Origin of the sequence: Neofamilia massiliensis, from assembly GCF_001299475.1 — a bacterium.
Classification (GTDB): Bacteria; Bacillota; Clostridia; order Tissierellales; family Peptoniphilaceae; genus Neofamilia; species Neofamilia massiliensis.
Window position 1 is genome coordinate 592,991 of record NZ_CYUJ01000003.1, and the last position, 26,972, is coordinate 619,962.

Sequence of the window (26,972 nt, forward strand, 5' to 3'; positions counted from 1 at the left end):
TTTATTTTTTATTAAACGTTTTTTTGACATTAATTTTGCTGATTTACTAGTTTTATAGGTTTTTAGTCTAGAATTTTTTTTGAGGAAAATCTTTTCCTAAAAGGTCTTTGGATTTATATATGTTTTTTTCTAAACTATTAAACATTCTTTTGATGTTTAAGTGGTATATTTACTTTAGAATAGTTGTTATTAAGTTTTAATATTATTAGGAGGACAATTATGTCAATTATTACTAACCCTGTAGTAGTATCGGTAATAGTTTTATCGGCACTATGCTTATTAAAATTTAATATTCTTTTAGCCTTGATAGTAGCAGCTATTGTTGGGGGCCTTCTTGGTGGAATGCCTTTAGCAGCAGTAAAAGATAGCTTTACTTGGCTTCCAGGAACAGTTGCTCAATCTGAAGAGATTCCTGGAGTTGTTGACGTTCTTATTGATGGTATGGGTGGAAACTCTGCTACAGCCTTAGCTTATATCCTACTTGGTGTTTTCGCTGTAGGTTTAGCTAGATCTGGTCTTGGAACTATTCTTTCCAGAAAGCTATCAGGAACCCTAGGTAAGAGCAAGGCTGCTATGGTATTTACAATTGCAGCAGTTGGATGTTTATCTCAAAACTTAATTCCAATTCACATTGCTTATATGCCTATTTTAATTCCACCACTACTAGGCCTAATGAACCAAATGAAGTTAGACAGAAGAGCTATGGCTATAGCACTTACCTTCTCAGTTAAGGCACCTTATATTGTAATTCCAGCAGGATTCGGACTTATTTTCCAAGGTATAATCAGAGACCAAGTGAATGCAAATGGCCTTAATGTTACAATAGGTGATGTAACTTCTGTTAACTGGATTGGCGGTCTATCAATGCTTATAGGTCTAATTATTATGGCTACTTACTTTATGAGCAAGCCAAGAGAATATGAAGACCTACCAATTATTGGTCAAGAAGAAGGAGCAGATGAAAAAGAAGTAACTATGAACAAGCAAGCTTGGGCAGCCTTAATTGGCGCCATCGTTACTGCCTTTACTTCTATTGCTACTGAATCACTTCCACTTTCTGCCTTATTTGGTGTATTAACTATGTTAATCCTAGGCGGAATTAAATTCTCAGAACTTGATGACGTAGTAAATGGCGGTATTGGCATGATGGGCTTTATAGCCTTTGTAATGCTAGTTGCAGCAGGATACGGTGCAGTTTTATCTGCTACTGGAGCTGTTGAAAGCCTTGTTAAAGCATCAGCAGCAGCTATGCACGGTAACAAAGCAGTTGCAGCCTTTGTAATGCTTCTAATTGGACTTTTAATTACAATGGGAATCGGATCTTCCTTCTCAACAATTCCAATTATTGCTACTATCTTCGTTCCACTAGGACTTGAATTAGGATTCTCACCAAAATCTATAATCCTATTAGTAGCTTTAGCAGGAGCTTTAGGAGATGCAGGTTCACCAGCATCTGACTCAACTCTTGGACCAACATCAGCTCTTAATGCTGACGGTCAACACGACCATATTTGGGACTCTTGTGTTCCATCATTTATAGCATTCAATATCCCACTAATTATTGGTGGCGTTATTGGCACTATGATTTTAGGATAATAAAGTCATTGTAAGAAGAAAAAACTTAATAACACTATTAAAAATCGGGAGGTAAATTAATAATGGAAAAAGTAATTTTAACTGGCGACAGCCTTACTTTAGACCAAGTAATTGCTGTTGCTAGAGACTATGCACAAGTAGAAATCGACGAAAAAACTATGGAACAAGTAGTTGCTTCAAGAAAAGTTGTTGAAGACATTGTTGAATCTGAAAGAGTAGTATACGGTGTTAACACAGGATTTGGTTCTCTAGCTAGAGTATCAATTTCAAAAGAAGACACAGCCCAACTACAAGAAAACCTAATTAGGTCTCACGCTGTTGGTTACGGCGCTCCACTTGCTGACGATGAAGTAAGAGCAATTATTTTAATTAGAGTTAACTCTTTAATTAAAGGTGTATCTGCTATTAGAAGAGAAACAATTGAAACTCTACTTGCAATGTTAAACAAGGGTGTTGTTCCTTATATTCCAGAAAAAGGATCAATTGGTGCATCTGGTGACCTTTGTCCACTAAGCCATATGGTTCTTCCAATGTTAGGTCTTGGCTATGCTTTCTACGAAGATGAACTTCTAGATGGTAAAGACGCTATGGAAAAAGCTGGTATTCCAATAATTAAACTTGGAGCAAAAGAAGGACTAGCACTAAACAACGGTACAACTGTAATGACAGCTATCGGTGCCCTAGCAACTTATGACGCCCTAGAACTTGCAAAAGTTGCAGATATTACTGGAGCTTTATCACTAGAAGCCCACAGAGGAATTATCGACGCCTTCTATGATAAACTTCACGACATTAGACCTCACCAAGGTAACCTAACAACTGCTGAAAATATTAGAAACCTAACAGAAGGTTCTACTTTAACAACTCACACAGCAGAAATTAGAGTTCAAGACGCTTATACTCTAAGATGTATGCCACAAGTTCATGGTGCTTCTAAAGACACTATTAACTATGTAAGATCTAAGGTAGACATTGAACTTAACGCAGCAACTGACAACCCAATTGTATTCTCAGATGGCCAAGTTATTTCAGGTGGTAACTTCCACGGTGAACCAATGGCTCAACCATTTGACTTCTTATGTATTGGTGCAGCAGAATTAGCAAACATTTCAGAAAGAAGAATCGAAAGATTAGTTAACGCAACTCTATCTGAATTCCCATCTTTCTTAGTTAAAAAACCAGGTCTAAACTCTGGCTTTATGATTACTCAATATTCTGCAGCAGCTTTAGTATCTGAAAACAAAGTACTAGCACATCCTGCTTCTGTAGACTCAATAACATCTTGTGAAAACCAAGAAGACTTTGTATCTATGGGAACAATTGCATCTAGGAACGCTAGAGACATTGTTGAAAACCTAAAGAGAGTTGTAGCAACTGAACTAATGGCAGCTTGCCAAGCTATAGACTTTAGAAAAGATTTAAATCCAGATCTAAAACTAGGTAAGGGAACTCAAGCAGCCTATGACCTTGTTAGAGAAAACATTCCATTTATCGATGACGACAAGAACTTCGAATTATTCGACGAACTTGAAATAGCAACTGCTATAATCGAAGATGGTAGCTTACTAGAAGCTGTAGAAGCTGTAGTAAAATTAAATAACTAATAAGTTATAATACAAAACCCTCAAGTACAAAACTTGAGGGTCTTTTCTTTGGAAAATTTTTTAATATTTAATTTTCTTGATTAGCTAAATATATTAAAGAAAGATATGTTATCTTACAAAGTTCTGCCCTTCTAAAAGGTCTATCTCCTTCAAAGTAGCCTTCAGATCCTTTAGAATCAAAAATTCCTAGTTTAACAAGGCCTGATAAATAGTCTGCTATATCTAAGTCGTTGCCAAGGGCTCTGCCAATTTGGTCTAAGTCCTTGTAGAGAAGGTTGCTGTGGTCATAAGAAGGTGGAACTTCTAAGGCTCTGGCAAAATAAACTGCCAAATCTTCTCTTTTTGGATAGGCATCATTTAAGCTTGGGTCATCAACTAAATAACCTTTTTTCAAAGCATCTTCTACCTCTGACTGATAAATAATATTTTTATATAGGCAGTAAGTAAAGGCCTCCTTGGCCCAAGGAGAAATTTTATATTTGTCTGCTAAAGATCCATAGGACTTTAAGGCATTTTCTATTTCTGCTTGGTCAGGCTGTTTTATTTTTTGTATCATAGTTAGACTTTCTAAAAATGACACATATCTTTCTGGCCTAAAAGTCCCATCTGGATAGCCACTAATAACACCTTCATTAGTTAAATTATCAATATAACTTTTAGCCCAGTGGTCACTAGCCAGGTCAGAAAATTCTACTGCCTGAGCTTTAATTGGCAGAAGCAAAATTGTTAGAATCAACATTAGACTTATAAACTTTTTCATAGGTCCCTCCCTTTTAAACAAGCAGTTTTATTTTCCCAAAAGAATTATTGGTCCTTGGTCTTCTTTAAAGAGGCCTAGGTCCTTAACTTCTTCTAGGCTTAGGTAACTATTGCCATCTTCATCTTCTATTAGATCTTTTAGGTCAAAAGATTTATCTGCAATTTTTAAAACAAAACTTCCAGAATCGTTTTTAAGGTCAACTTGTGGAATAGCTTTAAGAACTCTTAGATCTACATAGCCTTTTGATTCAGGGCTTATTTTCAAAGTCCCTTGAGGATAAATTATATCATCTACCTTAAACCTTCTAATTATAGCTGGGTAAAAGTCTAAGTTTTCTGGAATTAACAAATACTTAAAAAGACTTTCAAAATCTAGCCTATAAAAGTCTGGATACTTAGAAAATAATACGTTCTTCGCCTGACCATCTGAATAGAAATAAATTTCGCTGGTTCCAAAAAGTTCTTCTCTTAAATCCTTAAAGATCTTTTCTGCATCCCTGTCATTGTCTTCATCCTTTTTAGAAAAAGTATAGATAGGATCTTCCTTAGAATCTGCTTTTAATGTCTTATAAACTTCACAATCTAAAGAAAGTTCTCCATCTTCAAACTTATAAGTCTTTAGGCTAGTCCTACTTAGGTCGTCTTTGTAGTCTTCTAGAATAAAGAAAGTCTTCTCCTGTCCTCCAACTCCATATTCAAGCTTTTGGTTTAGTCTTCTATTTATAGATTCAGAAAATATTTGAACTAAGCTTTCGTCATCTGGGTCATAAGTGTAGGCTAAAATTATTAGCTCATCATCTAAGCTAAGTTTTAGAATAAACTCTTCTACTCCGTCGCCGTCTAAGTCATAAAAAATTCCTGAGTCAATACTAAAGGCAGTTTCTTTATCACCCTTACTGGCTTTGGCTTTTTCATAAAGGTCTAAAAGTTTATTTAAATAAGCCTTGTTTGCTTCTATTAAATTTGTATTATCGTCTAAGTCTTCTACAAATTCATCTAACTTGTCTTGATCAGATAAAATTTCTAGGTCTTTGGTATCTAGAGCCTTTATAGCTAAAGAGTTTCCTTCTTCTCCATAATAGTACCTGCCATAGTAGTAGGCCTTGTCTGGATTTTCTCCATAGTAGTACTTAATTCTCTCTGCCTTATAAGAAAAGTCATCTTCAAGGGCAGAAATAAGCTCTAAGTCTCTAATAGATTTTACTCCCCCTCTTGAAAGCTCTTGGTCAACTCTATCCTTAATGGCCTCGTAGGTTTCTCCTTGGATTTGTTCACTTAAAGATCCGTCAAAGGATAAGTCAACTATATAGTCTTGGTCCTTGGCGATTATTCCCATTTCCTTAAAAGTAGCAAATGGAACATAATAATTTCCCTCTTCGTCCATCATAGGATTTTCAACTGTATAAGTCTTATTGTCTTTTTCAATTACTAAGTTGTCTCCATCTTTTCTTAAAGCTACTTGGTCTTGGTCTTTAAAAATAGAGGCATTAATGTGGCCAGTTGAGTCTGCTCTAATTTTTAAAATTTCAGCTGGGAAGATTTGGTCTCCAATTCTAAATCTTCTTATAATTGGAAAATCTACTGGCTGTTCAACAGGAATTAGCAAAAGAGAAAGTAATTGGTCTTCTGTAAGGAAGTTATCATAAGCTTCATAAATCAGGTTTCCTCTCTTGTCTCTAGCTGGATATTCAAAGCCCTCTACTCCAGTTTCACCTTCGGCTAAGGTCTTAGGGTCTACTTTGGCCTTGGCATCTGTAATAAAGAAATTAGAATCTGGTCCAAAAAGTTTGTCCCTTAGTTTGTAGTAGCCTTCCTCAGGTGACTCATTGGTATTTGGTTTTATAAAGGTTGAGTTTTCTACAAAAGAACTTTCTTCATATTGATTGCTAGTTCCATCAGCTGATAGATAAGTCATATAGCCAACATTTGAATAACCTTCTTCTTGGTAGATCTTATTTTCTCCCTTGGCCTTTGATAAAAGTCCTAAGTTTGTAGTTACAAAATATCCTGAGTCTGCTGTGTGAGCAAGGAAGACAAAGGTCTTTCCATCTTCTTCATAAAGACCAGCATCTAGATGAAAATTATAAGTTGAATTTTCTGTTATAGTATCTTCGTATTGGTAAATTTTTATGGCCTGGTTGTTGGCATAGGTGTAAATATAAAGGCCTTGAGTTTTTTTCGTATCTGAAAAATTGCTAGTAAGTAAAACTAGGTCTAAGACCCCATCTTGGTCCAAGTCAACTAAAAAACCTTTCTTCAAAAGACTTTGGCTTTTTCCATCGCCATTTGAATTTTTGGCATTTAGATTTTTGATTTTGAAAACTTCTTCCATGTAGGCCTTGGCAAAAGGTGCCAGATTTTCATAGCCTGTCCAGTCTATATTTAATGAATTGTGTTCTAAGTTATTTAAAATTTCTTGGTTGGCCTTAGAAATTTCTTCTGTTGAGCTGGCAAAAAATGCAATTTCAGATTGGAGATTTATTATAGAACTAGCTTGGAAAAATTCTATGTTAGGTCCGACCTTTCTAAAAATTATTTCCCTATAAGCACTTTCGTCATTGACAATTTTTTTAACTAGGTCAACTTGGCCATCTTTGCTAATTTTATAAATTTCAGCTTCATTAGCTGGGATTTTTTTTCCTTTAGAAATTGTCTCTTGGAAGGGAGTAGCACCATAGACTAAGATATAGAGATTGCCATCTGACCCATCCATTAACTCAACTTGGTTGGTATTTTTCAAATAATAAGGGGCGTCTGCATTATAGTAGGGACTTAAAAATACGTCCTTCCAGCTTCCAAACATTCTACTGGCAGTTTCCTCTGCCAATTCTTTTATAACTTCAAACCTAGAGTCTTGAGAGTATTTAAAGGTCTTTGAAGTCTTGTCTGCTAAAAGTTTTAAAAGTTCCCTATCTCCAGTTTCCATAAAGACCTTGCCAGCATATTGTAAGCCCTTGTTAGGGTCTTGGTCGTAATAAGTATTAAAGATGGCCTTCTTGTAGGCCTTGTTGTCTGGATAAAGTTTTTCCATTAGCTCAAGATCTGGAAGATCAGTAATTAATCCCCTGTCAACTTCTCTATCAACTTTATTCTTTAGATCTTCTTCACTTGCTGAACTAAGTCGGTGCAAGGTAATTTCTGAATCTACTGGTGTGCTTTCGTTTTCTTTTTTATATAAATAAATAATTCCCACTATGGCCACAATAAAGGCCAAGGCTATGGCAATTTTTTTCTTCATTAAATCCTCCAAATGCATACTTCCAAGGTATTTAGGAAGCATTTGTATTTCTAAAAAAAGTTTTTACTATATCTAGTATATTATACCAATAAAACGTCAATTTGTTTAGGGCAAATAGAAATTTTATTAGCCTTAAGAAAAGTTTTATCCTTGTTTATAAGCTTTTTATCAAAAAATTTCCAAGAAAAAACCAGGAGGTCTAAATTTTTCTTTTAGCTTCCTGGTTTTTTTGTTTAAAGAATCTTTTTTAGTTTTCTAAATTTACTTTTTATCTTTGAGATAGGTCTTTAATTGTATCTAAAAGTAGCGCCATCGTATGGTTTCTTTGTCCATTAATATTTGCTGGTATAAATATAGCTTCCTTCGTTTTTATAAAGGCCGTCCCAAACTATTTTTCTGTAATGTTCAAAATCTGTATCTCCTTCAGTTGAGAATAAAAGAATTACAGAATTTTCATCAAGGCCTAGTTTTTCTTTCCATTCTACTAGGTCCTTTCTTTGGCAAAGGTCAGCTAAAACTCCAAGACTTACTGCTCCTGACTCTCCAGAAATTACTCTCTTGTCATTTCCTAGGGGATTTCCTAAAATTCTCATTCCCCTAGCAGCTGCAGAATCTGGAGCTGAAATAAAACCTTGAACAAAAGAATCTAAAACTGGCCAGCCAATTGTTACTGGTTCGCCACAAGCAAGGCCTGCCATTATTGTTTCTAACTTTCCTGTAACCTTGTGGATTTTTCCATCCTCGGCTTTTGCTGTTTTGTAAAGGCAGTTAACTCTTAATGGTTCAACGACGTTAATCATTGGTTGGTCGTCCTTGTAGGCTGAAGCATAGTAACCTGTAATTGCTGTTGCAAATGAACCTACTCCAGCTTGAACAAAGATATGACTTGGTCTTTGACCTGCAGCTTCAATTTGGTCCTTGGCTTCTTTTGCAAGGGTTGCATAGCCTTGGATGATCCAAGTAGGAATTTTTTCATAACCTTCCCAAGATGTATCTTGAACCAGGATCCAACCTTTTTCTTCTGCGTTTTTGTTGGCTAGTCTTACACAGTCATCGTAGTTAAGACCTTCCATAATTTCACATTCTGCTCCGTGAGACCTTATTGCGTCTCTTCTTTGAATTGAAGATCCATCAGGCATAAAGATGGTACATTTCTGGCCAAGTTGTTGGGCTGCCCAAGCAACTCCGCGACCGTGGTTGCCATCTGTTGCAGAAACAAAAGTTACATCTCCAAGTTTGTCTTTAACTTCTTTTGAAAGCATTTTTTCTTGAGTTAATTCTGCTAGGTCAATGTCAAGTAGGTCTGCTATATATCTTCCAATGGCAAAGGATCCGCCTAAAACCTTAAAGGCGTTTAAGCCAAACCTATAGGACTCGTCTTTTATAAAAATATTTTTTAGGCCTAAAAGTTTTGCTAGATTTTTAAGTTCTAATAATGGTGTCTCTTGGTACTCGTCAAATGATTGGTGGAACTTTTGTACCTGGTTTACAAGATCTTCGTTAATGAATGCTAACTTACTTTGGTCCTTGTCAATGTCTCTAAGAAAAATTTTATAGTCTTGCAAGTTCTCATCTCCTTTGTCTTTGCTTTTTTATTTTAACTGGTTTTTATTTTTGCCCATAGCCTTTAAAGGCATCGATTACTTGGTCCATTTCTTTTTTATTTAAAACGAAAGGTCTGCCAATGGCCATGGTTCTAACTTGGATTTCTGCTACATATTCTAAGGTCTTTGCTAGGTTAAAGGCAGACTTTAAGTCCTCGCCTAAGGTTACTAGTCCGTGGTTTGCTAGTAAAACTCCCTTGCTCTCTCCACAAGTTTCAACTGCTTTTTTCGCTAGGCTCTTGCTGCCATATCTTTCGTAAGGAGCGCAAGGAACCCTGTTGGTATTTGCATCTGCCAGAACATAGTGTACAGCTAAAATTGGCATGCGCATTGCTGCCAGGCAGGCACAATACATTGAATGAGTGTGGACTATGGCAAAAATGTCGTCGCGATTTTTGTAAAAACTTGTATGCAAAAACCATTCACTTGATGGCTTCTTGTCTCCTTCAATAACATTTCCATCTAAATCTATAAGAACCAAGTCTTCTTCTCTTAGGTCAAAGTAGTCAATACCAGATGGACTTATTAAAACAAGATTTTCCTCTTTTAAAAATACAGACAAGTTGCCTGAAGTACCTGGAGCAAGTCCCTCTTCTTTCATTTTCTTTCCGTATGAAATTAGTTCTTGTCTTTCTTCTAAATATTTCATAATAACTCCTAATAAAATTCTTCTTGGTCCACGGAAAAGTATTCTTCTAGGTCTTCTGGTTTGTAAATTCCCTTGTCAGTTACTACTGCCTTAATTAAGTTACTTGGAGTTTTATCAAAGGATGGATAGTAGCCCTTGACTCCAAGTTGACATTGTTTAACTCCATTAAAGGAAAGAACTTCTTCTGGGTCTCTCATTTCAACCTTAACTGCATCTAGGTTTTTCTTGCCTTGGTCTGGAATTCCTGTCACATAATAGGGGATGGAAAAGTAATCGGCAAGCAAGGCGATTTGATAGGTGCCAACCTTGTTAACAACAGATCCATCTTCTGTAATTGTATCTGCTGCAGAGGTGAAAAGGTCTACCATGCCCTTAGACATAATATCCGCAACCATATTGTCAGTTACAACAGTTGTATCAAAGCCCTCTTCTGCAAAACAAGAAGCAGTTAACCTGGCTCCTTGTAAAAACGGCCTAGTTTCTGCACAGATCACTTTGAATTTTTTATTGGTCTTTTTTGCACCAGCAATAAGTGCGCCAATTATAGTTTCGCCAAAGCACTGGGTTAAAATTGTCCCCTTGTCTGGAATGACTTTTAATAAGTTGTCGCCAACTTTTTGCATGGTCTTATACCTGCGATTTAAAGATGCAACTGTGTCTTCAAAAATTAAAGGCACTGGATCAAGGTCATTTTTTATTGCGTCTTTGGCAATTTTTAGAGCTCTTGAAGTTATTTTTCCATAGCGAAAGGCAGTAGTCGGTCTAGAATTTCTAAGAGCTTTTTCTGCTTCTTCTAAAAACCTAATGCGCTTTTCATTTGCAAGATCTCTAGATTCATAAGCAGCAAGGGCCATGGCCATGCCTACTGCAGTATAAGGTCCAGCTGATTGGGTCACCATATTTCTAATGGCGTCTACAACTTCTCTATAGGACTTACAAATTACAAACTTTACCTCTCTAGGATAAAGTCGCCTGTCTAAAATTGTAACCTTGCCATTTTCATACCAGGCAACATTTTCGTATTTTAATAAGAAGGGCATATTTTGGTCGTATCTAATCATATTTTTTTATTTCCTCATTTATAAAATTAACAACTTGGCTTCCTGCTTCCAAGTCAGACCTATTTTCAATTAAATAAATTCCCGTTTCAACTAAAAGCCTGTCTAGGATCTGTCTGACTTTTGGATCCTTAACTTCTGTTAGTTCTCTAACCTTTGAGTCTCCAACTGTCCTTCTAATAATTTCAAGACCTGCGTAGGCAAAGGAGTCGGAGATAATATCTTTAAGATAGGCCTCTTTAAAGTTTTCGTTTTTAAAGTAGGGAAAGGTCACAAGGATGTCATAGGCTGAAAAGAGTTTTTCCATGGTCTTATCCACAGTTTCTACAAAAAGTTTTTCTAAATTTAAAATCATTTCTCGATCAGACCCTGTAACAAGATGGTTGGCAAGGGGAAAAATTAAATTTCCCCAAAGGTTGCCAATGTCGTAGCCAAAGGGCCCATAAAAGGCAAACTCTGGATCAATTACCTTGATGCCGTCTTCCTTTACAAAAACCGATCCTGTATGAAGATCGCCGTGAAGGAGACCTTGGGAATAAGTTTGAAAGCGGTCTTTTAGTTTTAAAACTTGACCTTGGAGACTTAAGTTTTTATAAAGTCTCTCTTCTACAAAGTCCTCTGTCCCTGGACTTAAAATATTTCTATTTTTATAGTCGTAGTAGGGCTCGGTAAAGACTAGGTCTTCAGAAATATCGCAAAGGTCTGGGTTTATAAAAAATCCCATGGCCTCTTTCTTCTCTTTCCTGTCTGCAACTAAGTCTGAGGTCGGAAAAAGTGATTTTACTAAAAATTCTGCCAGGTCTTCGCTTAAATCTTTATAAGTTTTTCCATTTAAAAGTTCATATCTTAAATTTTTGTAGGCAGAAATATCCTCCATAATAATTATAGAATTTTCTTCGTCATAATAATAAACTTCTGGGACCATCCCTGGACAAAGGTCTCCTTTTATTTCTAAGGCTTTCGCTTCGATTTTAGATCTTTTTAAGTCTAGGGGCCTTTGAGATGACCTTAGGAGTACATCAGAATATTTTACAACTAAAGACTTTCCTCTTTCTTCCTCAACTAGTCTGTAAACATAATTAATATTTCCATCGCCTATTTCTTCAATGGAAATCTGGTCCTTGGCTGCAAAAAATTTCGTCCTTGCAAGGACCAAGTCTATAATCTTATTTTCTCTTTTTTCTCTAGCAAAATTTTTGGTCATTGGGACCTACTTTCTATCTTTTTCTAAAAACTATAAATCAAATTCTACTTTTTCTATGGTGCCAAAGGAAACTGGCCCACCAATAGAATAAGTTAAGGAGTCATTAACTTGTTGGGCCTTGACTTCTAGGCTGCCTCTTGGTTGTTTTAAGGTCGCCTTAAAGCCTGGATTTTTGTCTTTATTTAAATAATATCCTGCTGAAAAAGTTCCTGACCCACAAGATCCTTCTCTGATTAGGGTTTTTGTCTCTTCTACATAGACGTAGGGAACCAAGGTCAGATTTTTTTCATCTAAAAACATAAGGCCATAGGCGTCATCTGTATAGAAATTTTTTAGCTCATTAATAATTTCTTCAGCAAGATCCCTATCTTCTTCTCTGTCGTTTACTATGACGTGGATAATTCCATCTAGGAAAACTGTGGTGTAAGTGCCTCCAGCAAGGCTTAAATTTTTTACTTCCCTAGCTGGACTTAAAATTATTTCAGCTGTCATCCGATCCTTGTCGACTTTTACTTGAACCTTGTCTTTGGATCCAGAAACTTCTGCTTCTATTAAGTCTTCGTCAAAAAGGTCTAGGGTCTTTGCTAAATACAGGCCAAAGGACCTTGAGGCATTGGCACAAAATTCTCCGCCCATCATGTCCATACGATAAGTGCCGTCAGCTTTTTTAGAAATAAAGCCAACTTGTTCAACGCTTGGATCATAATCATCTATAATAATATTTGCAATTTTCGCCCTATGGGATGGATCAACATCTCCAATAATAAAAGCTGTTATATTGCCTGCAGGATCCACTTTTAAATAGTCTAACTTGTATTTCATAAGTCTGCCTCCTTGGTCTGATATTTTAATTAGATTGTACCATATAATCTTAAAATTTACTTTACTTACTAGTCTACAAAAAAGCTTTTTTGTGCTAAAATTTTCTTGGTGATTAAAAATGGATTTTGAAATTTATGGTGATTCAATAAGGGCAGGCTATGGCCTTGAGTATTTAGTTTATTGTGCTGAAGTCCCAGGCTTTGAAGTGAAAAATTTTGCCTACAACGGCGCCACTGTCTTTGACCTAGTAGAAGATGTCTACACAAAAGTTTCAAGAAAAAAAGCCCTGGCCCTAGTTGGCATTGGAGTCAATGACCTAATTTATGGCAGGGACCCTGACAGGGTTTTCGAAAGACTGGTCCAAGTTGTTTTAAGATTACAAGACCTAGATAGAAAGGTTATTGTGGAAGCTCTTCTTCCTGTTAAGAAAAAATATTTTCTCTCTCTTTACAATTTTTCAGAAGCTGAAATTAATGAAAAGATTAAAAGGCTCAACGACCTAATAGAAAAAGGCGCCACATCCTATGCTTATTATTATCTTCCCTACGATTTTTCCAAGGAAGACCTTTCAACAAAAGATGGCCTCCACCCAGACGAAAGTGGCAATGACCAATTAAAAATTCAATTTAAAAATTTTATCAAGGACATAAAAATAAGCTAGGATTTTTCTGCCTAGCTTTTTTAATTCTAAATTTTTTTCTAATTCTAAATTTTTTCTATCCAAATAAACCACTTACATAGGCCTGGGTCTTTGGGTCCTTGGGCCTAGAAAATATTTCCTTACTATCTCCATATTCAACTAACTTGCCATTGAGCATAAAGGCAGTTTTATCTGAAATCCTCTTGGCCTGTTGGAGATTGTGGGTGACAATTATTATCGCCATTTCTTCTTTTAATTTTTCTAAAAGATCTTCTATTTTTTCTGTATTCATTACATCTAAACTAGAACAAGGCTCATCTAAGAGAAGGACTCTAGGATTTATTGCAATCGACCTAGCTATTGATAGTCTTTGTTGTTGACCTCCAGATAGGGCTGAAGCTTTTTTATTTAAGTCATCTTTCACTTCATCATAAAGGCCAACTTTTTTTATGGCTTCTATGGCCTTTTTTTTGTATTCTAAACCGTGGTACTTTAAAGCAATTTCTACATTTTCTCTTATAGATAGGGGAAAGGGAGTTGGCTCTTGGAAGACCATGCCAATTTGGGTTCTTAGTTGGTTGATGTCATAGGTCTCAATGTCTTTGCCTAAGTATAAAATTTCGCCATCATAGGACCCCTTTCTATTTTGTAAAATTTTATTGAGGCTGACTAAGAGAGTAGTCTTCCCACAACCTGATGGCCCAATTAGGGCAGTTATTTTCATATCTTCAAAATCTATTGAAAAGTCATCTATTATTTTTTTCTTGCCATAATAAATATTTAAGTTTTTGCAACTAATAATAGTCATCTTTGCCTCCAATAATTAAGGATGTTGTGTTTACAAGTAATAAAACCAGCATTAGAACTAGGCCAGTTTTGTAGCCTTGGCTAGTTGATATGCCTTCGTTTATTAAAATATATAAATGATAAGGCAGAGCCATAAAAGGTTTTAGTAGGCCCTTGGGAAGTCCTGTGTGAATAACTGCTCCAGTAAGCATAATTGGCGCCGTTGCTCCCAAGGCCAAAGACCCTGCCAAACTTGCTGTTTGAATTATTTTATTTAAAAGACTTTTTAAAACTATATGCCTGATTATATACCCCTTGTCAATACCTAAGGCCAAGGCTGTTTGGATCTTGTCCTGGCTAAAGTTTATAAATAATTTTTCTAGTCTAATTTCTATAAAGGGGAAAATCATTATAGCCAGGGTTATAGATGCAGACAAGACAGACCTGCCTAGGCCTAACTTATAAACTAAAAGAGTGTAGCCAAAAAGTCCTAGGACTATTGATGGAATTCCTGAAATACATTGGATTATTAGTCTCATTGTTGCCTTTAGTCTAGGCCTTTGAGAATAAAAAACTATATAGATACTAGTCATTAAAGCCAGAATTGTTGAAATAAAAGTAGCTATGAAAAATACTAAGAGAGATCCAACAAGGGCAGGAAAAACTCCTCCCTCCTTGCCTGGTGGCAGGCCTGAAGGAGATGAAAAAATAAAATCTGGACTTAGGCCTTGGTAGCCATTTATTACAAGTTTAGAGAAGAATATAAATAAAACTCCTAGAAACAAGGCCAAATTTAAAAATAATAAAAATTTAAAAAGCAGGTCCTTAAAATTTTTCATCAGTTTTTGTCCCCTCCTATTATAAATGAAAATAGAATATTGCTAACAATTGTTATAAGCATTAAAACTAAACCAGCAGCGTAAAGACTGTGGTAGTGGAGAGAATTTATTTCCACCATGCCCATTTCAAGAGCAATTAGTGATGGAATTGTTTGGCCCTTGGTTAAAAGTCCTGGCATTATTGGAGCATTGCCTATGACCATCATAACTGCCATAGTTTCTCCAAAGGCCCTGCCAAGGCCTAAAATTAAACCTGCAAAAATATTTTTTAGAGAATCTCTTAAAACAAGGGTCTTTAAAAAGTATTCCTTTGAAAGGCCTAGGGACCTAAAGGACTCATAGTATTTCTTATAAGAGCCTTCCATTTTGTCAAAGGCAACTGAAGTTATATAGGGAATAATCATTAGACCTAGAAGAATTCCTCCAGCTAAAACTGACTCGCCTGTTGGAAAATTAAACTTTTCTTCAAAAAATTTCACTAAGACAGTTAGGCCTAAAAATCCATAAACTACAGATGGAATTCCTGCTAGAATGTTTAAAAGGTTATTTATGTATTTTTTCTTTTTTCTTGGGACATAGCCAACTATTAAAAGGCTAAGTAAAATTGAAACTGGTCCTGCTATGGCAACTGCTAAAAATGAAGTATAGACACTGGCTAAAATTATTCCTAAAAGCCCATATTTTAATTCTACTCCCACCCTCCAAATCTTGCCGCTAATAAATTTAAAAATTCCTTGGTCCTTAAAAAAAGGCAGACTTTCTAAAATAATAAAAGCCAAGACTAAAAATAAAAGTGACAAAGAAAAAAAGGTAAAGATAGAGAGAACTGACTTAAAAATCTTATCATTTCTTCTCATATCCTTACCTCCTTCTAATAATATTTTATTTTACTGGAACAAATCCTAGGTCGTGTAAAATTGTTTCGCCCTTGTCTGATTTTACATAGTCCATAAAGCTTTGAGCTTCTGGAGAAAGTTCTCCTGTGTGAACAATTATTAATGGTCTTGAAATTATATAAGAACCATCAAGGATTGTTTCTTCAGTTGCTGGAACACCATTTACCTTAATAGGGAAAAGTTGGCCTTCATTTTGTTTTGAAACTCCATAAGAAGCATAGCCAATGGCGTTTTTGTTTTCAATAACCTTTTGAACTAAGGCTCCCATTGAAGGTGCTTGGATAACATCTTCTTTTACAGGAGTTTCTCCCATTATTGCCTTTTGGAAAACTTCATGGGCTCCACCGCCTAAGTCTCTAACAACTACAACTATTTCTTCTGCTGGAAGACTTGGGTCAAAGTCTGACCAAAGTTTGTATTCGCCAGAGAAAATCTTTTTGATTTCTTCACTTGATAGGTCATCAATCATGTCACAAATTGGGTTTTCTGGATTTACAGAAATTGTCAAAGCGTCAATACCAATTTTATCAACTACTAGGTCTTGGATTTCTTTTTCGCTGTCCTTTAATTCACGAGCTAGCATACCAAAGTCTGCAGTTTTTTCTTGGATGGCCTTTATTCCTGCTCCAGAACCACCTGTTGCTACGTTAACTACAACTTCTTTGTCAGCAAAGGCAGGGTCAAGGTCGCTCCATTTTGGATAAGCTGCTTTAAAATCTTCTGTTACTGCTGAAACTACAGGTCCTAAAGTTGAAGAGCCTGCAAAAGATAATTCACCATTAAAGTCTGATGAACTTGTGCTTTCTGCTGCTGGTGTTTGGTTATCAGCTGGTGCTTGATTGTCTGCTGGCTTATTACAACCAACTAGAACTAAAGACACAAGCAACAAAGTTAAAATAAATCTTTTCATAGTATCTTCCTTTCTAAATATACTTTATTCTTGCAATTATACCACATATATTTTTAAATCAAAGATATCTATAGATTAATTAAATACAAGTCCATCATTTATAGATTTTCTATTCTTCAAAGCCATTTGGATTGTTTTTTTGCCATCTCCATGAGTCCTCACACATATCGTCTATGCCAAGCTTAGCTTCCCAGCCTAAAACTTCTTTGGCCTTATCTGCCTTAGCGTAAGTTGTAGCTATGTCACCTGGCCTTCTTTCTACAATCTTGTATGGAATCTCTTTGCCAACTGCTTTTTCAAAGGCCCTTAATACTTCTAAAACTGAATATCCCCTGCCTGTTCCTAAATTAATTATATCTAGGCCTGGATTTTTTTCTAAATATTCAACAGCCTTGACATGACCTTGGGCTAAATCTACAACGTGAATGTAGTCTCTAACTCCTGTACCATCAACTGTGTCGTAGTCATCGCCATAGATACTTAAATATTCTAACTTGCCAACTGCGACTTGGGTTATATATGGCACTAGGTTGTTTGGAATGCCCTTAGGATCTTCGCCAATTTTTCCTGACTTGTGGGCGCCAATTGGATTAAAGTATCTTAGTAAAATTATATTCCACTTTGGATCGGCCTTGTAAAGGTCAACCATAATTTGTTCCATCATTGACTTAGACCAGCCGTAGGGATTTGTACACTCGCCTTTTGGAAAGTCTTCTGATATTGGCATGTGGTCTGGGCTGCCATAAACTGTAGCTGATGATGAGAAGATTATATTTTTTACATCTTCTGCTGCCATGGCCTCTAATAAACTTAAAGTTCCTGTTAGGTTGTTTGAATAGTATTCAAGAGGTTTTCTAACAGATTCGCCTACTGCCTTTAAGGCTGCACAGTGAATAACTGAGTCGATTTTTTCTTCTCTTAAAATCTTTTTCATTAGGTTGGTGTCGAGAATGTCGCCATCATAAAATTTTACTTTCTTGCCAGTAATTTCTTCAACTCTGTCTAAGGCAATTTTTGATGAGTTGTAAAGGTTGTCAACTACAACAACTTCATAGCCTGCTTCTAAAAGTTCTACTGCTATGTGGCTGCCTATATAGCCAGCTCCTCCTGTAATTAGTACATTTGTCATTGTCTTACTCCTTGTATTTGTTAACTATATCTAAAAGGACCTCCCAGTTTTTTTCCATGTCAGCAACTAATTTAAATTGGTTTCTGGCCCTGACTAAGTTGTGGTCAGGATAGGAAATTTTAAAATACTGGTCTCCTTGTAAATAGTCTGTTAAAAATCTTATTCCACATTCTAGGGTCATCATCTTGGCCCCAGTTCTCAAATGATAAACTTCTAGATCTTCTAAACACGGTCCAGCTCCTTGTAAAAACCCCTTGCTAAAGGCTTCAAAGTATTCAAGATTTACAAAAACCTTTTCTAAGTCAGCTTCATCTTCTAAGGCGTTAGAGGCTCCTGACCTAATTCCATCGCCAAAGTCATTCATACTTAGGCCTGGCATAATTGTGTCTAGGTCAATTACACATAAGGCCTTGTGACTTTGATCATCTAAGAGAATGTTGTTAAGTTTTGTGTCGTTGTGGGTTACCCTAAGAGGCACTAGTTTTTTTCTCTCTAGGTCCATAAAGGTCTTACAAAAGTCAGCTCTTGATAAAATAAAATCTGCCTCTTTTAAAACATTATCTCTTCTCTTGGCTGGATTTTCTTCCAGAGCTTTAATAAAGTTTTCCAGTCTCACTTCAGTGTTGTGAAAGTCTTTTATTGATTGGTGTAAACTTTCAGCTGGATAGTCAGATAGAAGCCTTTGAAAGTTTCCAAAGGCCAGGCCTGTTTGGTAGAGATCTTTGGCTCCACTTGCTTTTTCTAGGGCCAAAGAGTTTTCTATAAACTTATAGGCCCGCCAAAAGTCTCCTTTAGCATCTATATAAAAGGGTTTTTGGTCCTTGGTTAATAAAACCTGGAGCACTTCTCGATCAAGGTCTCCCTTGGCCTCTTGAACTTTTTTTCTAAGATGCTTAGTAACTCCAATAATATTTTCCATTAGCTCCTCAGGCCTTTTAAAAACTCCCTGGTTGACCCTTTGAAAAATATATTTTTGAATCTTTTCTTCATTTAAAAAACTTAGGACATAGGTGTCATTAATGTGACCTTGCTTGTTTATTTTTATATCAATAAGAGACCCAGGAAAATTGAAAACTCCAATGGTCTCTTGAAGGTCATCTATCTTACTTGTTTCCATTTCATTTATCCCAAAGTTTTTCAGGATAAATTCCTCTTTCTTTTAGATTTTTTATTGCCTCAACTACTAGGGGCTTGTCTTCCTTGTAGGTTACTCCATACCACTTTGATGGTGTCCTTAGAACCTTAACCCTTGCCCTTCCTTCTTTAATCATCCTGGCTAAAACCATAGTTGGATAGTACTCCCACTTTAATGGATTTTCTTTAAGACCTTTTTCTAAAAATTCTGGAAATTCTTTATCCAGTTGGTCCATAAAAGTCTTTCGAAAGCCCCAAAGATTCATAGAAACAACTGTATCTTCTGGAAGCTCTTCCCAAGTTTCCCCTGAGTCTTCTGTAAATAAAATTTTGCCATCTTTTTTTATAATTTCTTTTCTTTCAACAATATCCACAAGCTCTAACTTTGAATCTAGACTACAAACTCCCCTGGATACATCGCCGTTATCAGAAACAGTTTTTGCTAGCTCATAGCCTACCATGGCATAGTCGTAGGAATCTTCTTTAGAATTTTCCATTAAATAGTCGTAGATTTTTATAAAAGACTCTTGGCCATAAAAGTCGTCTGCATTTATTACAACAAAGGGCCCATCAACTAGGTCCTTGGCAGATAAAATTGCGTGGGCTGTGCCCCAAGGTTTTACCCTTCCCTCTGGAACTTCAAATCCTAAAGGCAGGTTATTTATATCTTGGAAGACATAGTGAACGTCAATGTGGTCTTTAATTTTATCGCCAACATTTTTTTCAAAGCTGTCTTTCATTTCTTCTTTTATTACAAAGATAACTTTTTCAAAGCCTGCTTGTTTGGCATCATAAATTGAAAAGTCCATAATTATCTGACCTTGGTCGTCTATTGGTTCAATTTGTTTTAGGCCTCCAAAACGGGACCCCATGCCAGCTGCCATAACAATTAAAACTGGTTTTTTCATTTTCACTCTCTTTCTTATTTGTCTAAAACTCTTGTCTTTTACTTCTTACTCTTGACCTAATTATAACACATGCCTAGCAGATGATAAATAACTTTGACCTAGGCTGAATTTCTTTGAAGGATATTTTGTTTCTTAATACGATCAAAGATTTTTTAAAAATTTTTCTTGCAATTAAAAGTCCTTTGACTTATAATTGATTTTAAAAATATTTATTATAATCCTATTTTAGTTGAAATTTAAAGAATTTTGTCTTTTATAGGGTGATGGAGGTAAAGAAAATGAAAAAAACTGTAAGTATTTTACTGGTCCTCGTCTTAGCCCTTGGCCTAGGTGGCTGTTCTAACGGTAGCAGTCAAACAAGTGAAGGCGCAGGCCCAAAGACAATTGAAAGAATAAAGGAAAATGGAAAGATAGTTTTAGGCACATCTGCTGACTACCCACCCTTTGAATGGATCTCCCACGAAAATGGAGAAGAGTATGTTGGCGTTGATATTGAAATCGCAAAAAAAATTGCAGAAGACCTGGGAGTTGACTTAGAAATTAAAAACATGGCCTATGAAGGCCTAATTGCTTCACTGGCAGTTGGCGATGTTGATATAGTTATTGCAGGTATGGCAGCAACAGATGAAAAGAAAGAACAAGTTGATTTTTCCGATTCCTACTTCCAAGGAGGTCAAGTTCTTTTAGTCCTAGAAGAAAACAAGGACAAGTACACTTCCTTTGCTGACTTAGAAGGAGCAAAAATTGGAACTCAATTAGGGTCAACCCAACAAGACCTGGCTCAAGAAAAATTTGGAGACAGTGTCTTTGGCTACGACCTAAACAATGTGCTTATTGAACAGCTAAAAAACAAATCTATAGACGCAGCCTTTTTATCAGAAGTACCTGCCAAGGAGTTTGCAAAAATTACTCCAGGCCTAGCCATAGTTGATCTTGCAGATGTTGAAGACGAACCTGGCTTTGCAGTTGCCTTAAATAAAAACCAAGAGGACTTAAGAGATAAAATTTCTCAAAGTCTAGCTGACTTAAAAGATTCTGGCCAAATAGAAAAATGGCTAGATGAGTATATAGAACTTTCAAGCACCACTGCTGGAAATTAAAATTTCATAGTCCCTAGTTAAAGCTAGGGATTTTTTTTAAAGGAGATCTTATGAATTTTATAGAAAAACAAATGGCTTTCTTATCTAAATACGGCCCAGCTTATTTAAAAGGCGCCCTTACTACCTTAGAACTTTCCTTAGTTGGAGTTGTTCTTGGACTTAGCCTGGGCATAGTCCTAGCCCTAATGAAAATTTCAAAGAAGAAGGTCTTAAATTTTATTTCCTCTGCCTATATAGAAATAGTTAGGGGAACGCCAATGCTTGTACAAATTATGATTGTCTACTTTGGCCTCAAACAAATTATTCCAGACTCTCTAGGATTTTTAAAGGCGCCAATGTTTCTCTGCTCCCTTTCAATATCCCTAAATTCTGCAGCCTATGTAGCAGAAATTATTAGGTCGGGAATTAATTCTGTTGACAAGGGCCAAATGGAAGCAGCTAGGTCCTTGGGCCTAAGTCACAAGCTGGCTATGAAGAAGATAATTCTTCCCCAGGCTATAAAAAATATTTTGCCATCCTTAGTCAACGAGTTTATAACCCTAATAAAAGAATCTTCTATTACCTATACAGTAGGTGTGGCAGAGCTAATGTATGTAGGAAAAAATATTTCCACATCCACTTTTGAATTTACTAAACCCTTTGTCTATGCAGCCTTAATTTATTTTATAATGACCTTTTCCCTATCAAAGGCAATGGGTCTTTTAGAAAGGAGACTGGCCAATGATTAAAATTGAAAATTTAAAAAAATCCTTTGGAGCAAATGAAGTTTTAAAGGGAATAAATGAAGAAGTTACAAAAGGCGAAGTCCTAGTAATAATTGGCCCATCAGGTTCAGGCAAGTCTACGTTTTTAAGGTGCCTAAATCTATTAGAAGAGCCTAGCTCTGGAAAAATAATTTTTGACGGCCAAGACATTACAGAAAAATCTATAAATATAGATAAGGTTAGAGAAAAAATGGGCATGGTCTTCCAGTCCTTTAATCTCTTTAACAACTTAAATGTTATGGACAATATTACCCTGGCCCTAAGAGAAGTTAAAAAGATGCCTAAATACCAAGCAGAAGAAAAAGCTATGAAGCTTTTAGAAAAAGTTGGCCTGGCAGATAAAAAATACGCCTTTCCTTCTTCACTTTCAGGTGGACAAAAACAGAGAATAGCCATAGCCAGGGCCTTAGCCATGGAACCTGAAGTAATGCTTTTTGATGAGCCTACATCTGCCCTTGACCCAGAAATGGTTGGAGAAGTTCTCGACCTTATGAAAGACCTAGCCAAGGAAGGCATGACCATGGTTATAGTCACCCACGAAATGGCCTTTGCTAGAGAAGTTGGATCTAGACTTTTATTTATGGACTCAGGTAGGGTTTTAGAAGCTGGTAGCCCAGAAGAAGTTTTTTCAAATCCAAAATGTGCCAGGACCAAGGATTTTTTATCTAAGGTCTTGTAGGCCTAGAGTTTTTAAAGATTTTTTTCAAATTTATGCTATAATTTAACTATAAAAAGACGAGGTGAATTTATGAGCGATTTTATTAGAAGTTTTCAAATTTATTTTTCTGACTTTGTTCACTTTTTTGCCCTTTTAGTTGAGTTAGTTGGGGTTTTAGTAATAATAGTATCTGTACTTAGAGCAGTAAAAAATTTATTTGCCCAAAAATTTGATTTTGAACAAGCAAAAAGTGATCCTAACCTAAATGCAGGCTTGACCAAGGCCTTGGAAATATTTTTAGCTGGGGAAATTTTAATGACCCTGGTGGCTGAAGACTTAAAAATGCTAGCCCATGTTGGAGCCTTAGTTGTTATCCGTGTAGCCATAGCCATGGTTATCCACTGGGAGTCTAAACAAGAAGAAAAATAAAAACTTTTTATTTGCAAAGACAAAAATAGGAGCCGAGAAAATTTATTCCCGCCTCCTGTTTTTTATACGCCAATTTTTATATTAAACAAAATCTTGTAAAGCTTGTAGAAGATAAAACCAATAACTGCATATATTGGAAGAATAATTAATCCCCTAGTATTTATAAAGGTATTAAAAATCTGTCCAAAGAAAGCGACACTGGTTATCACTGCCATAAAAAAGGCAAAGTGTGATACAGATTTTTTTAAGATTAACATGCCAGACCTTTCAGCCCTTGCAGTCTTGGTCCAGTAAAGGCCAAGGGCAAATATTATTAGGCTGAAAATGGCAAAGCCTATAAGCATTTGGTCCTTACCATAAGAAAGTCCTTCTATCGGGGCATAAAGTGGATAGTAAAACTTGTTTTCTATTAAGTCTTCAAACTTAAAAATAGCATCCATCTTGTCTAGGCCAAGACCAAGCATATCTTTTAAAATCTTATAGTCAAGTGTTAAAAGCATTGGTCCACCTAGGCCGATTATCATCATTCCCAAATGGCCAAAAATATTTCCAGAAGCTGTTCCAAGGCCAACAACTACTACAAAGAATAAAATATTCTTTCCTAGGCCTAGAGCCAAAGTCTTTAATAGACCTCCTGTGTACAATAAATTTGAAACATAAGATGTCTTCCAAAGAAGGACAGAAAATCCAACTAAAACTACATAGGCCAAAGTCACTAAAAGTGCTCCTAGGCCAAGCTTTGAAAAATAAGTTTTTGTCTTTGACCAAGGAAGCATCCTAGTAAATTCATAGTAGGGAGTAAAATGCTCCATAGAAGTAAATAAAAATCCTAGAATTAGGCCAAAGAATAAAACTAAATTTATAACTGCATATTCTTGCTCAGCTAAAACCACATGGCCATCTTTAAATTGAGATGTCCTATAAGAATTTTCATTCAAATTAAACCTAAGAGTGTCATAGTCGTTTAGGGCATATTTTATTTCTCGATACTCGTCTGATTCAATATTGTCATTATAAATTTCCCATGCCTGGTTATAAAGGTCATCATAGTCTTTAAAGATTTCAGCAGGAAGTTTTTTTGGATACTTGGCCTTAAGCTTTTCTACAAAGTCGGCCTTAATATAATAAGAACCATCAAATTCGCCTTGGGCTGCTTGCTCTATTCCATTTAAGGTGTTTGCATACCAGTGGATTTTACCTTCTATAGAACCATTGGTCGCGAAAAAAGTAAAAATCAAAACAACCAATAGGCTTAAAAGAAGCCAAAAACCATTTCTCTTTAAAAGTAAGATAGAGGCTTTCTTAAAATCTTTCATAAACATCCTCCCTTTCTCTTTCGTTTTTCATCTTAGTCCTCCTATTTATACGCCAATTTTTATATTAAAGAGGATCTTGTAAAGCCTGTAAAAGATAAAGCCCATTACTGCGCAAATTGGAATATTTATAAAATTTGGAATGTCGTAGAAGTTATCAATAATTTGTCCAAAGACACTTAGGGTTGTCACTACTGCCATAAAAAAGGCAAAGTTAGATACTGATTTTTTCAAAATCAACATGCCAGATCTTTCAGCCTTACTAGTATTGGCCCAAAAAAGTCCTAGGACAAAGATAATTATTGTAAAAAATAAAAATCCTGCCATCATTAAAGGTTTACTATAATCTAAACCTTCAGCTGGCAAATATAAAGGATAGAAAACTGTGTCTCTAACCTTATCGTCTAAGATAAAAACAAAATCTCTATTTGTAACATCAAGGCCTACAATACTTCTTAGCATTACATAATTTTCTACAAGAAGTTTTGGTCCGCCTAGGCCAATAATCATCATACCCAAATGGCCAAAAATATTTCCAGCAACTGTTCCCAATCCTATAACAACTATATAGAACATGGCATTTCTTCCTAGGCCTAAAAGTATATCTGACCAAAAACCGTTAGTTGTTAACAAGTTAGACAAATATGAAGTCTTCCACATTAAAATCCCAAAGCCCATATTAATTACATATGCCAGACTTGTTAAAAGCAAACCTAGGCCGATTTTAAATAAATAGTTCTGAGTCTTTGACCAAGGAAGCATTCTAGTAAATTCATAAAATGGAGTAAAGTGTTCCATAGAAGTAAATAAAAATCCTAAGACCAAAGAAAAAATCAGCGGTGTAAAAAATGATGCTGCTAGCTGCTTGCCTAAAATGATTTTGCCTTGTTCAATGCCACCATAGCTAGACATATAATTATAAATATCAACTTTTTCATCAGTATATCTAATATCCTTATAATCATTTAAATAATAATAGGCCTGGTCCTTTAAATCCATATCAGCTGTGTTGGCATAAACTTTCATTGCCTTCTTATAGTAGTTGTCATACTCGGCAAATAAATCTTTTGGAAGCTTGTCAGGATATTTTTCCTTAATTAACTTCAGAGATTTTTCAAAATTATAATCATTGGAAAAACTTTCTTCTTTTGCAGTTTTTTCTAGGCCAACTAAGGCATAGGCATAATTATTTGTGTAATTTTCAATTCTAGAATTTGCAGTAAAAAAGCTAACAATGATAACAAAGACCAAGGTTAAAGTTAACCAAAAACCATTTCTCTTTAAAAGTAATTTTGCGGCCTTTTTAAAGTCTTTCATTGTCCTTCTCCCTTCCTCTTTCAAAATAAAATCTATCTTCTATTTGTAGGGGCAAAATATCAAATTGAACAATTTCTTCCCTGGCTAGTTCTCTAACAACTTCCTCTTCCTTGCCTGGAAGTAAAATTGTATAGACCCTGCCTAGGTGGTTTTTCAAAATCGCCTGGTCTAAGATGTCCTTAGGAAGTTTTTCTTTAACAACAACTTGAACCTTTTGGAAACTTGCATCCTTAGACTTATCAACTCCTTGGATCTTTCCGTCAAGACCAAGATAGAAAACTTCGTCAGCAATTCCTTGCAGCTCTTGGAGTTGGTGGGTTGAAATTAAAACGCACCTGCCATCTTGGCTGGCATCAAGTAGGTATTTAATAATTGCCTCCTTGTTTAAAACGTCAAGGCCATCTAAAGTTTCATCTACAAGGAGAAAGTCTGCCTTGGTTGCTAAAACCATTAAGAGGCCAATTAGGGTTTTGTTGCCCTTTGATTGGGCCTTAATATTTTTCTTTAAATCTAATTTTAATTTTTCCGCCTCGTGTAAGACATAAGCCCTGTCAAAGTTTGGATAAATTGTCTCATAATATTCCATGGCCTTTAAGGCAGAAACATAAGAAAAAAAATCAAACCTGTCTGGCAGATAGGCAATGCTCTTAGCAAGGCTTGGTTCTGCAACATAGTCTCTCATATCAATAGTAGTTTCTCCCTTGTCAGAATCTAGGACTCTGGCTAATATTTTTAAAAGGGTAGTCTTTCCTGCCCCGTTTCTTCCAACAAGACCATAGATCTTCCCAGTGTTTAAAGTAAAAGATATATCATCTAGAACAATTTTTCCGTCAAAGGACTTAGAAATATTTTTTCCTTCAAGTATCATTTTTGGTCCTCCTTAATTTTTTTATAAAGTTCATTAATTTCATCTAGAGAAATATTGAAAAATTCACATTGGAGAAAAAGTTCACTGAGTTTTTCAATAAGTTTTTCTCTTTCCCATTCCATCTTTTTGTCGTCGAGACTAATAAAAGTTCCCTTGCCGACAACAGTTTGTATTAGGCCCAAACTTTCCATTTCCTTGTAAGCCCTAGTTATAGTAGAAGTATTTACTAAAAGGTCCTTGGCCATATCTCTAACAGATGGCAGTTGGTCGCCGTCTTGGAGATAACCCTTGGCAATAGATAATTTAGTTTGGTCAACAATTTGCTGATAGATGGGATCCTTACTTGCATAATCTAATTTATACACTTGTATCCCTCCTTAGTGTGTGGGTTCACTACATACACTCTTGTTATAAATAAAATACCACCATCTAAATAAAAAAACAAGTTACAATAAAGTAACAATTAAATTTTTCTTTTGATGCAAGAGACTTAAAGCAAACGTAAACACATTTTTCCCTGAAATCAAATTTGAATTTTAGAATTTTTGAAAAATAATAAAAACTTTTTCCAAATTTCTTCTAAAACTTAGTAAATAAGAACCTTGTATCCAATAAATCTTTTTTATAAAAAACCTTGACAAGAGATAAGAATTTTTGTATTATATAGAAGAACGATATAGGAAATCGTTAACTAACTGTAAGCGATTTCATTTAGTCTGTACACAGACAACAATTAATTTTCTCCCT

Annotated in this window: 25 protein-coding genes; 7 read left to right on the forward strand and 18 right to left on the reverse strand. The window is 35.7% G+C overall.

Annotated elements, in window-relative coordinates:
* Nucleotides 1–219: 219 nt before the first annotated feature.
* Nucleotides 220–1,596 carry a Na+/H+ antiporter family protein gene (locus BN2667_RS07200; RefSeq protein WP_054252656.1) on the forward strand — a complete coding sequence of 459 codons (1,377 nt, stop codon included), beginning with the start codon at nt 220–222 and terminating at the stop codon, nt 1,594–1,596.
* Nucleotides 1,597–1,658: 62 nt separating this feature from the next.
* Nucleotides 1,659–3,200, forward strand: coding sequence for a histidine ammonia-lyase (hutH, locus tag BN2667_RS07205; protein ID WP_054252657.1), 1,542 nt, complete (start codon nt 1,659–1,661; stop codon nt 3,198–3,200).
* Between the two features lie 67 nt (nt 3,201–3,267).
* Here the strand turns inward: hutH and BN2667_RS07210 are convergent, their stop codons facing one another.
* The 7 genes from BN2667_RS07210 to BN2667_RS07240 all read right to left on the reverse strand — a co-directional run bounded on the left by BN2667_RS07210 (nt 3,268) and on the right by BN2667_RS07240 (nt 12,534).
* Complete coding sequence (locus BN2667_RS07210) at nt 3,268–3,960, reverse strand: S-layer homology domain-containing protein (protein WP_054252658.1); 693 nt, start codon at nt 3,958–3,960, stop codon at nt 3,268–3,270.
* Nucleotides 3,961–3,987: 27 nt separating this feature from the next.
* Entirely contained in the window at nt 3,988–7,197 is a 3,210-nt protein-coding gene (locus BN2667_RS07215; RefSeq protein WP_054252659.1) for a hypothetical protein, read from the reverse strand.
* Between the two features lie 332 nt (nt 7,198–7,529).
* Entirely contained in the window at nt 7,530–8,762 is a 1,233-nt protein-coding gene (gene dpaL / locus BN2667_RS07220; RefSeq protein WP_054252660.1) for a diaminopropionate ammonia-lyase, read from the reverse strand.
* Between the two features lie 43 nt (nt 8,763–8,805).
* Entirely contained in the window at nt 8,806–9,450 is a 645-nt protein-coding gene (locus BN2667_RS07225) for an L-fuculose-phosphate aldolase (RefSeq protein WP_054252661.1), read from the reverse strand.
* An 8-nt stretch (nt 9,451–9,458) separates the two neighbouring features.
* Complete coding sequence (locus tag BN2667_RS07230) at nt 9,459–10,511, reverse strand: S-methyl-5-thioribose-1-phosphate isomerase (RefSeq protein ID WP_054252662.1); 1,053 nt, start codon at nt 10,509–10,511, stop codon at nt 9,459–9,461.
* Entirely contained in the window at nt 10,504–11,712 is a 1,209-nt protein-coding gene (gene mtnK / locus BN2667_RS07235) for an S-methyl-5-thioribose kinase (RefSeq protein ID WP_054252663.1), read from the reverse strand. The genes BN2667_RS07230 and mtnK overlap by 8 nt, the downstream gene beginning before the upstream one ends.
* 30 nt (nt 11,713–11,742) lie before the next feature.
* A complete protein-coding gene (locus tag BN2667_RS07240) occupies nt 11,743–12,534 on the reverse strand; it encodes a histidine racemase CntK family protein (protein ID WP_075967905.1) in 792 nt (263 codons plus the stop codon).
* A gap of 118 nt (nt 12,535–12,652) precedes the next feature.
* Between BN2667_RS07240 and BN2667_RS07245 the strand changes: the two genes are divergently transcribed.
* Nucleotides 12,653–13,195, forward strand: a complete 543-nt coding sequence (locus tag BN2667_RS07245; protein ID WP_054252664.1) for an SGNH/GDSL hydrolase family protein — start codon at nt 12,653–12,655, stop codon at nt 13,193–13,195.
* A gap of 55 nt (nt 13,196–13,250) precedes the next feature.
* On the opposite strand, the gene BN2667_RS07250 is transcribed toward BN2667_RS07245, so the two are convergent.
* From BN2667_RS07250 to BN2667_RS07280, 7 genes are all read right to left on the reverse strand, one after another.
* Nucleotides 13,251–13,982 carry a phosphate ABC transporter ATP-binding protein gene (locus BN2667_RS07250; RefSeq protein ID WP_054252665.1) on the reverse strand — a complete coding sequence of 244 codons (732 nt, stop codon included), beginning with the start codon at nt 13,980–13,982 and terminating at the stop codon, nt 13,251–13,253.
* Nucleotides 13,969–14,799 (reverse strand): PstA family ABC transporter permease, encoded by an 831-nt coding sequence (locus tag BN2667_RS07255; RefSeq protein ID WP_054252666.1) that lies wholly within the window; start codon nt 14,797–14,799, stop codon nt 13,969–13,971. The genes BN2667_RS07250 and BN2667_RS07255 overlap by 14 nt, the downstream gene beginning before the upstream one ends.
* Nucleotides 14,799–15,656, reverse strand: coding sequence for a phosphate ABC transporter permease subunit PstC (pstC, locus tag BN2667_RS07260; protein ID WP_054252667.1), 858 nt, complete (start codon nt 15,654–15,656; stop codon nt 14,799–14,801). Before pstC ends, BN2667_RS07255 begins: the two co-directional genes overlap by 1 nt.
* Before the next feature lie 25 nt (nt 15,657–15,681).
* Nucleotides 15,682–16,605: a phosphate ABC transporter substrate-binding protein gene (locus tag BN2667_RS07265; protein ID WP_054252668.1), complete on the reverse strand. Its 924-nt coding sequence runs from the start codon at nt 16,603–16,605 to the stop codon at nt 15,682–15,684.
* 109 nt (nt 16,606–16,714) lie between these two features.
* Nucleotides 16,715–17,734, reverse strand: a complete 1,020-nt coding sequence (galE, locus tag BN2667_RS07270) for a UDP-glucose 4-epimerase GalE (protein ID WP_054252669.1) — start codon at nt 17,732–17,734, stop codon at nt 16,715–16,717.
* Nucleotides 17,735–17,738: 4 nt separating this feature from the next.
* Nucleotides 17,739–18,851, reverse strand: coding sequence for a phosphotransferase enzyme family protein (locus tag BN2667_RS07275; protein ID WP_054252670.1), 1,113 nt, complete (start codon nt 18,849–18,851; stop codon nt 17,739–17,741).
* 1 nt (nt 18,852) lies between these two features.
* Nucleotides 18,853–19,776 (reverse strand): sugar phosphate nucleotidyltransferase, encoded by a 924-nt coding sequence (locus BN2667_RS07280; RefSeq protein WP_054252671.1) that lies wholly within the window; start codon nt 19,774–19,776, stop codon nt 18,853–18,855.
* Between the two features lie 278 nt (nt 19,777–20,054).
* Here BN2667_RS07280 and BN2667_RS07285 point away from each other — a divergent pair, with 278 nt between their 5' ends.
* From BN2667_RS07285 to BN2667_RS07300, 4 genes are all read left to right on the forward strand, one after another.
* A complete protein-coding gene (locus BN2667_RS07285) occupies nt 20,055–20,876 on the forward strand; it encodes a transporter substrate-binding domain-containing protein (protein WP_054252672.1) in 822 nt (273 codons plus the stop codon).
* A 50-nt stretch (nt 20,877–20,926) separates the two neighbouring features.
* On the forward strand, nt 20,927–21,604 hold the full coding sequence (locus BN2667_RS07290) for an amino acid ABC transporter permease (protein WP_054252673.1): 678 nt from the start codon (nt 20,927–20,929) through the stop codon (nt 21,602–21,604).
* Nucleotides 21,597–22,319, forward strand: coding sequence for an amino acid ABC transporter ATP-binding protein (locus BN2667_RS07295; protein ID WP_054252674.1), 723 nt, complete (start codon nt 21,597–21,599; stop codon nt 22,317–22,319). Before BN2667_RS07290 ends, BN2667_RS07295 begins: the two co-directional genes overlap by 8 nt.
* Before the next feature lie 69 nt (nt 22,320–22,388).
* Nucleotides 22,389–22,727: a DUF1622 domain-containing protein gene (locus BN2667_RS07300; RefSeq protein ID WP_054252675.1), complete on the forward strand. Its 339-nt coding sequence runs from the start codon at nt 22,389–22,391 to the stop codon at nt 22,725–22,727.
* Between the two features lie 62 nt (nt 22,728–22,789).
* Here BN2667_RS07300 and BN2667_RS07305 read toward each other — a convergent pair whose 3' ends face one another.
* Genes BN2667_RS07305 through BN2667_RS07320 form a run of 4 tightly spaced genes read right to left on the reverse strand, consistent with a single transcriptional unit; the run spans nt 22,790 to nt 26,590 of the window.
* On the reverse strand, nt 22,790–24,043 hold the full coding sequence (locus BN2667_RS07305) for a hypothetical protein (protein WP_054252676.1): 1,254 nt from the start codon (nt 24,041–24,043) through the stop codon (nt 22,790–22,792).
* A gap of 45 nt (nt 24,044–24,088) precedes the next feature.
* Entirely contained in the window at nt 24,089–25,357 is a 1,269-nt protein-coding gene (locus tag BN2667_RS07310; protein WP_054252677.1) for a hypothetical protein, read from the reverse strand.
* Entirely contained in the window at nt 25,344–26,225 is an 882-nt protein-coding gene (locus tag BN2667_RS07315) for an ATP-binding cassette domain-containing protein (RefSeq protein ID WP_054252678.1), read from the reverse strand. Before BN2667_RS07315 ends, BN2667_RS07310 begins: the two co-directional genes overlap by 14 nt.
* Nucleotides 26,222–26,590 (reverse strand): GntR family transcriptional regulator, encoded by a 369-nt coding sequence (locus BN2667_RS07320; RefSeq protein ID WP_054252679.1) that lies wholly within the window; start codon nt 26,588–26,590, stop codon nt 26,222–26,224. The genes BN2667_RS07315 and BN2667_RS07320 overlap by 4 nt, the downstream gene beginning before the upstream one ends.
* Nucleotides 26,591–26,972 lie beyond the last annotated feature (382 nt).